11 protein-coding genes are annotated in these 9,999 nt (G+C 39.9%); 10 read left to right on the top strand and 1 reads right to left on the bottom strand.

Going from position 1 to position 9,999, the window contains the following annotated elements; translation table 11 throughout:
- Positions 1-160 precede the first annotated feature (160 nt).
- From PROCOU_RS13660 to PROCOU_RS13625, 8 genes are all read left to right on the top strand, one after another.
- Positions 161-682 (top strand): hypothetical protein, encoded by a 522-nt coding sequence (locus PROCOU_RS13660; RefSeq protein WP_036073413.1) that lies wholly within the window; start codon positions 161-163, stop codon positions 680-682.
- Between the two features lie 26 nt (positions 683-708).
- A complete protein-coding gene (locus tag PROCOU_RS13655; protein WP_133620559.1) occupies positions 709-1,314 on the top strand; it encodes a hypothetical protein in 606 nt (201 codons plus the stop codon).
- A 214-nt stretch (positions 1,315-1,528) separates the two neighbouring features.
- Positions 1,529-2,545: a zinc-dependent alcohol dehydrogenase gene (locus PROCOU_RS13650; RefSeq protein ID WP_036073409.1), complete on the top strand. Its 1,017-nt coding sequence runs from the start codon at positions 1,529-1,531 to the stop codon at positions 2,543-2,545.
- A gap of 170 nt (positions 2,546-2,715) precedes the next feature.
- Entirely contained in the window at positions 2,716-3,198 is a 483-nt protein-coding gene (locus PROCOU_RS13645) for a hypothetical protein (protein WP_036073407.1), read from the top strand.
- 111 nt (positions 3,199-3,309) lie between these two features.
- Positions 3,310-3,642 carry a PadR family transcriptional regulator gene (locus PROCOU_RS13640; RefSeq protein ID WP_036073405.1) on the top strand — a complete coding sequence of 111 codons (333 nt, stop codon included), beginning with the start codon at positions 3,310-3,312 and terminating at the stop codon, positions 3,640-3,642.
- Between the two features lie 18 nt (positions 3,643-3,660).
- A complete protein-coding gene (locus tag PROCOU_RS13635; RefSeq protein WP_036073403.1) occupies positions 3,661-4,653 on the top strand; it encodes a pentapeptide repeat-containing protein in 993 nt (330 codons plus the stop codon).
- Between the two features lie 14 nt (positions 4,654-4,667).
- Complete coding sequence (locus tag PROCOU_RS13630) at positions 4,668-5,603, top strand: daunorubicin resistance protein DrrA family ABC transporter ATP-binding protein (RefSeq protein ID WP_036073401.1); 936 nt, start codon at positions 4,668-4,670, stop codon at positions 5,601-5,603.
- On the top strand, positions 5,603-6,358 hold the full coding sequence (locus PROCOU_RS13625; RefSeq protein ID WP_051994416.1) for an ABC transporter permease: 756 nt from the start codon (positions 5,603-5,605) through the stop codon (positions 6,356-6,358). The genes PROCOU_RS13630 and PROCOU_RS13625 overlap by 1 nt, the downstream gene beginning before the upstream one ends.
- Before the next feature lie 49 nt (positions 6,359-6,407).
- On the opposite strand, the gene PROCOU_RS13620 is transcribed toward PROCOU_RS13625, so the two are convergent.
- The gene (locus tag PROCOU_RS13620) at positions 6,408-7,937 is read right to left on the bottom strand and encodes an AMP-binding protein (RefSeq protein ID WP_036073396.1); all 1,530 of its coding nucleotides are present in this window, start codon (positions 7,935-7,937) and stop codon (positions 6,408-6,410) included.
- A gap of 189 nt (positions 7,938-8,126) precedes the next feature.
- On the opposite strand from PROCOU_RS13620, the gene PROCOU_RS13615 reads away from it, so the two are divergent.
- Both PROCOU_RS13615 and PROCOU_RS13610 read left to right on the top strand, forming a co-directional pair.
- On the top strand, positions 8,127-9,764 hold the full coding sequence (locus tag PROCOU_RS13615; RefSeq protein WP_036073393.1) for a DUF2075 domain-containing protein: 1,638 nt from the start codon (positions 8,127-8,129) through the stop codon (positions 9,762-9,764).
- 20 nt (positions 9,765-9,784) lie between these two features.
- Positions 9,785-9,999: nucleotide pyrophosphohydrolase (locus PROCOU_RS13610; protein WP_036073390.1), on the top strand; the 215-nt coding region annotated here is incomplete at its 3' end.

The raw sequence follows: 9,999 nt of genomic DNA, 5'->3' as shown, positions 1-9,999 counted from the left end.
CATTAAATGCGGGGTACTAAAAAATAGCGGTCTTCGATTCGAAATTGGAATCAGGGCTGTTTTTTTTTTGCGAATTAACATTTCAGAAACATTTTAGATGCAAATCGCAAACATCTATTGATTAAGATAGGTACATCAAGTAAGTGAAGGAGAGAGGAAAATGAGCAGTAGAGCGGATTTCATTGGCTATGAGTATAAAGATATTACGGTTAATCAGGAGCAAGAATCACTATTTGTCGATGGCTACACTAACTTTGGCTGGGATTTGGACAGCATTGCTAAGCCAATAAAACCTTTAGCCAGTTTAAAAATAAAATTTAAACGAGACCGTAAAATTCGGAATAAGGCTGAATTAACAAGGTTACAACGCCAATTCGATGCGTGTGTTGATGAGATGGAGCAATTGGAGCGGTCTAAAAAAACAATGGCACAAACCGTTGCTTACGGCATTGCTTTAATTGGAACGATTTGCATGGCGGGTTCGGTTTTTGCAGTGACGAGCGGGCTTATCCTACTGTCTGTCATTTTTGCGGTGCCAGGTTTTATCGGCTGGATTATTCCGTATTTTTGTTATAAGAAACTGTATCAGAAGAAATCGGCGGAAGTTGCGATATTGATGAATCAAAAAGAAGATGAGTTGTATAAAGTGAGTAAGAAAGCCAACAGTTTATTACCAAAGTAAAGGCTTAGAAAAAGGGGAATAACGATGTGAGGGATAGATATACACGGTGCATGTATTTTACAAGGATAGCCGTTCCATTTAATGCGATATTAGCGCTTGCCAGAATCATTTTAGGTGTCTTTTCACTTTCTTTTATTTTATTCATCCAAGCTTTATTCAACATTGGGATTGCGTTAGCGAAACATACGGCTGTGAGAACGCATGTTATGGCACCAATGAGTGAAGCGGAGCAACAGGCAGTGCAACTTAAGTCGTATCAGAGTATCGGTTGGATGATTGTGTTTTCAAGTGGAACGTTTATCCTTTTATGCAGTGTGTTGACTTTCTCGAACACGGAGATTAAATATGATCCGCATATCGCGGTAATAATTGCTACGGTGACCTTCACGGAACTGGTTTTATCGATTCAAGGGATTGTGAATGCGCGGAAAGACAAGAAATTAATCATGGAAGCTGTGAAACTGACTAATTTTTCCTCGGCTTTAGTTTCGCTGGCAATGACGCAAGCGGCACTTTTATCTTTTACGTATGAAGGTAATGTGGTTGGTTATAATATGATTTCTGGACTGATATTCGGGTCACTTTCTGTTTTTATCGGCTTATACATGATTTTGAAGAAGAGGTTGGCATGATGTTGCTAATTCAAATAATGCTTTTTATCGTCGGGACAATCGTACTTTACATTGCCATCTCGGACATATTTCACATGCTAGACAAAATAAAGCAAGGGAAGTGACAACTATGAAAAAACTAATTATCGGTATTGTTGGTGTTCTAGCCGTTTCAGGCGGCATTTTAACGTATAAAAAACTTCGTAAATAAAATAAAGAAATGAGGGCGATTTTTATGAAAGCAGCAGTATATTATGGTGAAAAAGGTATTCGCATAGAGGATAAAGAAGTGCCACGAATCAGCGAAAAAGATGTTTTAGTGCGAAACTTGCGGGCTGGGATTTGTGGAACGGATATAAATATTGTGAGAACCGGGGCTGGCGAACGTGGTATAAGCATTGGCGCAGAATTCGGACATGAGATGGTTGGTGAAATCGTCGAAGTTGGGGCGGCTGTCTCGAAGCATATTACGACGGGCATGATTGTTGGCATTAATCCAATCACTGCAAAACGAGCAGGTCGCCGGAAATCCCTAGAAGCATCAGGTTTTTCAGAATATGTATTAATTGAAGACGCGGCTCTGGATTATAATTTATACGATATGGGCAAAGCTGTTTCACTCGATGCGGCCGTGTTGATGGAACCGATGAGCGTTGGGAGACATGGCGCATTCCAGACAAACCCAAGACGCTCTGACAAAATTGTCGTGTTAGGCGCAGGGCCAATTGGTATTTCAGCAGCAGCAAGCCTTATCGCGGAAGGATTCCTGAATGTATGTGTAGTGGATATAAACGATTGGCGATTACAGAAAGCAAAACATATCGGCGCGAGCGTTCTGAATACAATGCAACAAGATTTTGCGACAGGATTAAGCGAGCATTTTGGTGAAATAAACGTTTATGGCCAACAAGTTCCTGACGTAGACATATTCATTGATGCAGCAGGAGCCCCAATTTTGTTCGAAAGTGTGATGCAAATTATAAAACCAGGCGCTAAAGTTTCGATTATCGCAGTGTATAAAGAGGAAGTGCCCGTTAGTTTGGCGCAAGTAATGTCCAAAGAAGTGAGTATCCAAGGCGCGAGTGGTTATACAGACACCGATATTCGCAAAGTAGTCGATCATATCAAAAATGAGAAAACCGATATTGCGACGATGGTCACCCAAGTTTTCAAATTAAAAGATATTGAAGAAGCCTTCCGTGTCGCGATTAAAGGCGAAGGAACCGTCAAAGTAATTATCGATTTAACATAAAAATAGTATAGAAACACATGTTCGTATGTTATGCTGAATATGTGTTTTTATTTTGTTCGGAGACAGGAGTGATAAGCATGCAAGCTGAGAGAAGCAAGTGAGCAGAGACGTATTACAAAAAGAGAATGAGGTATAGTCAATGAAAAAAAATCGCAGTCCTGATTTTAGGCTTGGCAATCCTTTCAGGGTGCGGCCTTTATAAAGATATCAAGGGACAAATAGAAAAAACAACACCAAAAATCACACGGAAGTCAGCACCAAGTACGAAAATAAAAACCGTGAGAACAGATTTTCAGTGGAATGGTGCAATGAAAGATGCGGAACATCCGGCACCGCAAGACTTTTTGAACAACCAAACAATAGCGAGAGTAAAGAACAATGAAAAAATCCAAATCACGGTGAAAAAGAAAGTGAAATTAGGAGTCATGGAATCGGCGTATTTGAGCGATATGATGCTGACGATGATTCCTGAATCTGGTGTAGATGTCACAGAAATTTCACTGAAAGAGTTGGAATCGGGCGTGTGGCAATTTCAAATGCCGTCTAAGTCAGGAAAATATATGTATATCCTGAAGGAGTTTTATGGCGTAGGAGTTGATATAGGGTACTATGTCACCTACTATTTTGGTTTAGAAGTTACATATCATTTTTGAGCGTATATCTTGGTTGATGTGCGTTTTTTGATGTTTAAAAGTAATATGCCGAATCAACTACCTTGACTGTCATAGTAATATGGTGTATATTATACTCAAGGAGGCGATCACATGGCTGATAAGAAACTTTCCTCAGACTTACTAAGAGGACATACCGATACGATTATTTTGAAGTTATTGATGAGTGGAGATAAATATGGATATGACATTTTGAAATTGATTCATCTTAATTCAGATGGGGAATATGAATTGAAAGAAGCTACGATGTACTCTAGTTTGAAGCGTCTGGAGAAGGATGAGTACATTTCTTCTTATTGGGGTGATGATGCTACCAAGGGCGGACGGCGAAAATATTATACATTAACTGAAAAAGGCGAAGAACTATACGCAGAAAATAAACGGCAATGGGAATCAGCAAAACGAATTCTTGAGCAATTATTATGAGGAAAGAGGTTAGCAAAAATGAATGAGAAATTAATTGGGTACATCGATGGGCAGTTCAGCGCATATGAAGATACGACTGAGATTAGCGAGTTGAAAGAAGAACTTGTGCATGATTTGCAGGAGAAGTACGATGAGTTGGAAGAGCAAGGATATGACGAAGAAGAAGCGTATGAGTTGACGATTCATTCGCTCGGAGATATTTCAGAAGTGATTGAAAGCATTGGTGTCAAGCGGAAAATGTCACTTGAAGATAACCCAGCTTGGCAAGAAATTGAAGAAGCGAAGCAACGTGCTGCCAATAATGATGGAACAATTAGAAGAAAAGTGCTGGAAGGTTTTAATTTCAGTAATTCGGATTTACGAAATAGTTATTTTGATGATGGCGAATTCAGAAGTGTTAATTTTAAGCATTCTAATTTAGCTGGTGTTAATTTTGATCATCGGGTGTTTATTGATACGAAGTTTGATTATGTGAATCTAACGGGAGCCTCTTTTGAAAGTGCGGAATTTCATAATGGCTCTCTAAAAGGAACGTATGCTAAAAAAGGTGATGGGCTACCAAGCTTTAAAGGTGCTTTCATGCAAGGCGTGAATGTTTCAACGGCAACACTAAAAGGCGCAGATTTTAGTTATGCAAACTTGGCGAATTCAAAGTTCAATGCGTCAGAGCTTACGAATGCATCATTTGAAGGTGCGGATTTAACATTTGCTGAGCTGAAACAATCGGCTTTAAGCAAGACGAATTTTGCCAATGCGATATTTGACCAAACGGATTTTAGTTATTCCGATCTGTCAAAATCAAACTTTGATGGTGAAGTGTTTAGAGGTACGATTTTCAGAAGTACAGGATTGGTTGATGCGACTTTCCGTGATGCGATTTTTGAAAATGTGTCTTTCAAAGGTAGTTATGTGAAGCGTGCTGATTTTACGGGTGCGCAGATGGATTTGGCGACATACGAAAGCTTGAAAAAGAATCGAAAAGCTGATCTTAGCGGGATTATTTTAGTATAAAGGAGTGTATGATGATGGTAGAAAATGTAATTTCGGTCTCTAACTTAGAGAAGTCTTATAAAAATGTCGATGTATTGAAGAAAATTAGTTTTTCAGTGCAAAAAGGTTCCATCTTCGCGTTGTTGGGTTCCAATGGCGCGGGGAAAACGACCACGATTCGGATTTTGGCGACGCTTTTGAAGCCAGACGGTGGTGATGCACAGATTTGTGGTGCGGATGTGGCGACACAAGGGAATGATGTGCGTGCAGCGATTAGCTTGACAGGACAATCGGCAGCGGTAGATGATATTTTGACTGGGCGAGAAAATTTGCGACTAATTGCGAAACTGCGACATCTCGCTGATGCCAATAAGATTGCGGATGAGTTATTAGAACGATTTGGTTTGACGGATGCTGCAGATCGAGCACTTTCTACGTATTCAGGCGGGATGAGACGCCGACTGGATTTGGCGATGAGTTTAATCGGGAATCCAGCTGTTATTTTCCTTGATGAACCGACAACAGGGCTTGACCCACAAAGCAGAATGGCGATGTGGAAAATTATCCGCGAACTTGCAGGTGGCGGGACAACGGTATTTTTGACCACACAATACTTAGAGGAAGCCGAACAATTAGCAGATCAAATCGCCATTTTAAATGAAGGTAAAATTGTAGCAGATGGTACGGTGGAGGAACTGAAAAAAATGTTACCAAGTGGTCATTTGGAGTTGCGATTTGCTGATGTAGCAGATATAGAGCGGGCAAGTGAAGTTTTGAAAACGTATGAGCCGAGTGTTGAAATAGAAATACAAGCCGTTCTTGTGAAAATAGACGGTACGGTAAAACAAATGGTGGCCATTTTGAGCGAGCTTGAAAGCGCGAATATTCCGGTTTTGGAATTTTCTCAGAAATCGCCGACACTTGAGGATGTCTTCTTGACCATTATTAACTATAGAAAGGAAGGGTTATGATGGGAAACAATTGGAGTGATATGAAAGTGATGGTTGGCAGAAATATGCGCCATGCCTTCAGAAGTGTAGATACGATTATAACAACGATTGCGATGCCGCTGATGATTATGCTAATGTTCGTGTATGTTTTTGGCGGTTCGATTGATACAGGTTCTGAAGCTTATATTAATTATGTTGTGCCGGGAATTATGTTTTTATGTATTGCATTGGGGACAACATACACCGCGGTTCGCCTCAATAACGATGTGACAAAAGGAATTATTGACCGATTCCATTCGATGCCAATTGCCAAATCATCTATTTTAACGGGTCATGTTGTGACATCTGTTGTGTTCAATCTCATTTCGACGCTATTTATTGTGTTAGTAGCGTTCCTCATTGGATTCCGACCAGAAGCAGGATTCGTTGGTTGGCTCGGAGTTATCTTGATTTTGCTACTTTTCACATTAGCGATGACTTGGATTTCGGTGATTTCGGGGCTACTCGCAAAATCGATAGAAGGCGCGGGGACGTTCAGTTATTTCGTGTTGATGTTGCTGTTTGTAAGTTCGGCCTTCACACCGACTGCTTCAATGAATAATGTAGTACGAGCCTTCGCAGAAAACCAACCGATGACACCGATTATTGAAAGCGTACGCTCGCTCTTAGTTGGCGATGTGAACATGACCGATGTTTGGACGGCAATCGCTTGGTGCGCCGGAATTTTCATTATTGCATGGGTTGCGGCGATACAAATTTACAAACGCAGATCATAAAAAGGACTGTAGTCACGCTCTGAAATGGGGCAATGACTACAGTTTTTATTTAGTTTTCGCTGCTTTGAAGGGAACGTTCTAGCTCTAAACGCTGAATTTTCATCGTTGCAGTACGTGGCATTTCCTCATAGTTCATTAAAATTGGTTCGTTGAGATGTGGCAAATCAGATACTTTTTTCCACCACAAATCCCAATTCATTTCTGCATGCTCGCTCACGGCTATGATTGGCTGTGGGCTACCATTTTTGCCGCGAATAATCACGACTTCATCTAGAAAAGTCAGCTCATCAAGCAAGGCATCCTCAATCGCAAGTGTGCTATCGATTTTATCAACGAGATCAACTTGGCGGTCAAGCAAAGACAAGCCTCCAAGTCGGCTTTTAACACCATAATCACCGCTATCCCACCAAGCCCCATATACATTTTCCTCAAAACGTGGTGTTTCTTTGTAGTACGTCAAGGCACGGCCTTTCGAGAACATCTGGATATTCCCGCTTACGCCTGTCCGTACAGGCTTTCCATCTTTATTCACAATCCGAGCTTTCGTCAAACCGGGCATACCAATACCCATTGCGCGCGCATTCGTCGTTTTCAGCGTGGATTTTGTATGAAAGCGCATGATCATCGGACCACATTCACTCTGCCCATAAACCTGTAAAAACACTGGCAAACGATACTTCGAGCATCGCAAAAAAGTCGCCATCGTTTCTTTGTTAATCGCATCAAATGTGGAATGATAGTACTTCACACTTTCAAAAACGCTCGGTTCTTCGCGAGCAAGCGATGCCCATTGTACAAAATGATTCGGATGCGTTTCGAGAACCATTGGCGCATAATCCTTTAGAACTCTCGAAATGTTGGAACGACTTGGGTTCGCAATAGGGAGCAACGGGAATCCTTTCGCCATCAGTGACGAAATGCCGATATTGAAGCGTGAGTGAACCGGTGAAATATGAAAAGCCACCAGACCACGCTTACGGATGAGACTCAAAATATTTTTTTGCCATTTCGTGCGCCAGCCCATTGAATTGGCGGAATGTGCGATAAGTTTTGGAACCCCAGTCGTTCCAGAAGTATGCGTCATATAGGAAATCGTATCAGGAGTAAGGCATTCCTGTTCGCAAGGTTGGTCGAAAGCGGTCGCTAGAATATCTTCGACTGCGATGAGTTTCGAGGCAGGTAAGTTTTTCAATGTTTGTGCTTTGGCCGCGGTATCCCCATCGAAAACCATCCAAGGATCATCAAGTCGCGCAACGAGAATGTCCATTGTTTCAGCAGGAAGATGCTCCGAGATCATGATTGGAACTGCGCCGAGATAAGAAGCAGCAACAGCAAGTAAGTACGTGTCGAATTTAGCTGACTTATAAATGATGATTTTCTCCCCTTTTTTGACACCGATTTTTTGCAGTTGTGTGGCTTTTTTGATGAGCGCCTCTTTTGACTCCGCGTATGTCGTTTGCAATTGAAGTTCGGGGAAAGCAGTTAGTGTCTCGTCGAAGTAGATTGCTTGGCGCGGAAACCGCTCCGCAGCTTCTGCGAAATTAGTATACAGGTTCAGTGGTTTGTATTTGTTAAACATGGATGAGTGGTCAACTCCTTTTTGGGTGGGATGGGGTTATTATAGCATTATTGTGAGAGAATTTACAAAGTATGAGAAGAAAAGTTTTAGAGATAGGTGGGGTAATAAGAGGATAATATTTCTTTGTTTGGTATAATGAAAATAAAAAGAAGTACATCACAATAATAGGGGAATAGATATGACTTCAAAATTAATCCAAATAAAAAAAATTTAAAAAAAGAACCAATTCAAGAAATAGATGCGACATATTTCAATAATTATCCAATCGTTTATATTCTTTATAATGATTCAAAGAAGCCATCCGCATATATTGGACAAACGATTAACATGCAACGAAGAATGAAACAGCATCTAGCTGATAAAAACCGAAAAATGCTAGAGACTGCTCTTTTCATTGGTAATGAGAAATTTAATCAATCGGCAACTTATAATGTAGAAACCAATCTGATTAACTTTTTCATCGCAGAGAAAAAATACAAACTACAAAATGTCAGTCAAACATTGGATAATAAAATGCATGATTATTACAATAAGGAATATTACGATCAGACCTTTTTTAGCGTTATTTGGGATGAGCTACGTGCACATGAAATTGTTCGCGAATCTTTAGATGATTTGAGGAATAAGGACATTTTTAAGCTATCTCCTTATAAAGAATTATCTTCAGAACAAATGGATTTGAAGTATCAAATTATCGACTATTGCAAAAGGCATATTGATGATGAGAAGCCGAGTATTTTCTTTATTGAAGGTGATGCTGGCACTGGAAAAAGTGTGTTATTAAGCTCGACTTTCAATACGATTCAAGACCTTGCACAGGACAAAGGATCGAAGTTATACGGTACGGAAAACTATTTGCTAGTAAATCATCAAGAAATGCTGAAAACATATAAGGAAATCTCTGAAACATTACCAAATCTAAAGAAAAAGAATTTCATGAAACCAACCAGTTTCGTTAATAGAAAAGCAAGTTCAGAGAAGCCATTTGCGGATATTGTCTTTGTTGATGAGGCGCATCTGTTGCTTTCCCAAAAAGATCCTTATAATAACTTCAATCAAGATAATCATTTGGAAGAAATCATTAAGCAAAGCAAGATTACAATTGTTGTCTACGATCGAAAGCAAGTGCTGAAGTTTAAAAGTTACTGGGATGATAGCTTAATTGAGCATGTCAAACGTGGTATACACAGCGAAGTACTCATGCTAACAAGTCAATTTAGGATTCGAGCGGAAGAAGATATTCTGAATTGGATGGACGCATTTACGAATAAAAAAGTTCTAGCGTTACCCAAATCGCTCACAAATGGGGAAAAAGATTACTTCGAACTTGAAATTTTTTCAGATGCTGGTGAAATGTATAAGAAAATTCAGCAAAAAAATAAGAAGTATGGGCTATCAAGGCTGGTATCGACGTTTGATTACGTGCACAAAAAAGATAATAAAGATTACTTCATTGAGGAGCCAAATTTTAAGCTTCCATGGAATCGTGACTATAAAACAACGTGGGCTGAGGCTAAGGAAACGATTAACGAGGTGGGCTCTATTTATACGATTCAAGGTTTTGATTTGAATTATGTAGGACTTATCTTAGGTCCCTCGGTGTCCTATAATTTTGAAAAAGAGGAATTAGAAATTATTACGGCCAATTATAAGGATTCAGAAGCATTTAAGGGGAGAAAAGATATTCCCGCTGAACGAAAAGAGGAAGTGAAAGCACAGATCATCTTAAATTCTATTAACGTACTGATGAAGCGGGGAATTCACGGTCTGTATATATATGCTGCTGATCCGAAACTACAACAAAAATTGCAATCGCTACATGATTAATTTTAAGGAGGCATCTGGTAATGGAGGATATACTAATAAAAATAAACGCCTTTAGAGAAGAACGTGATTGGCGACAATACCATAATCCGAAAGACTTATCAATTTCAATTTCGCTAGAAGCTGCAGAATTACTAGAAAATTTTCAGTGGAAAACAAGTGAAGAAGTCTTAAGCGGGGACATGGAGAACGTGAAAGAAGAAATTGCCGATGTTCTCATATATTCGCTGATGCTAGC

It is taken from the genome of Listeria rocourtiae FSL F6-920 (assembly GCF_000525975.1).
GTDB lineage: Bacteria > Bacillota > Bacilli > Lactobacillales > Listeriaceae > Listeria_A > Listeria_A rocourtiae.
This window is presented reverse-complemented; position numbering and strand designations above follow the sequence as displayed.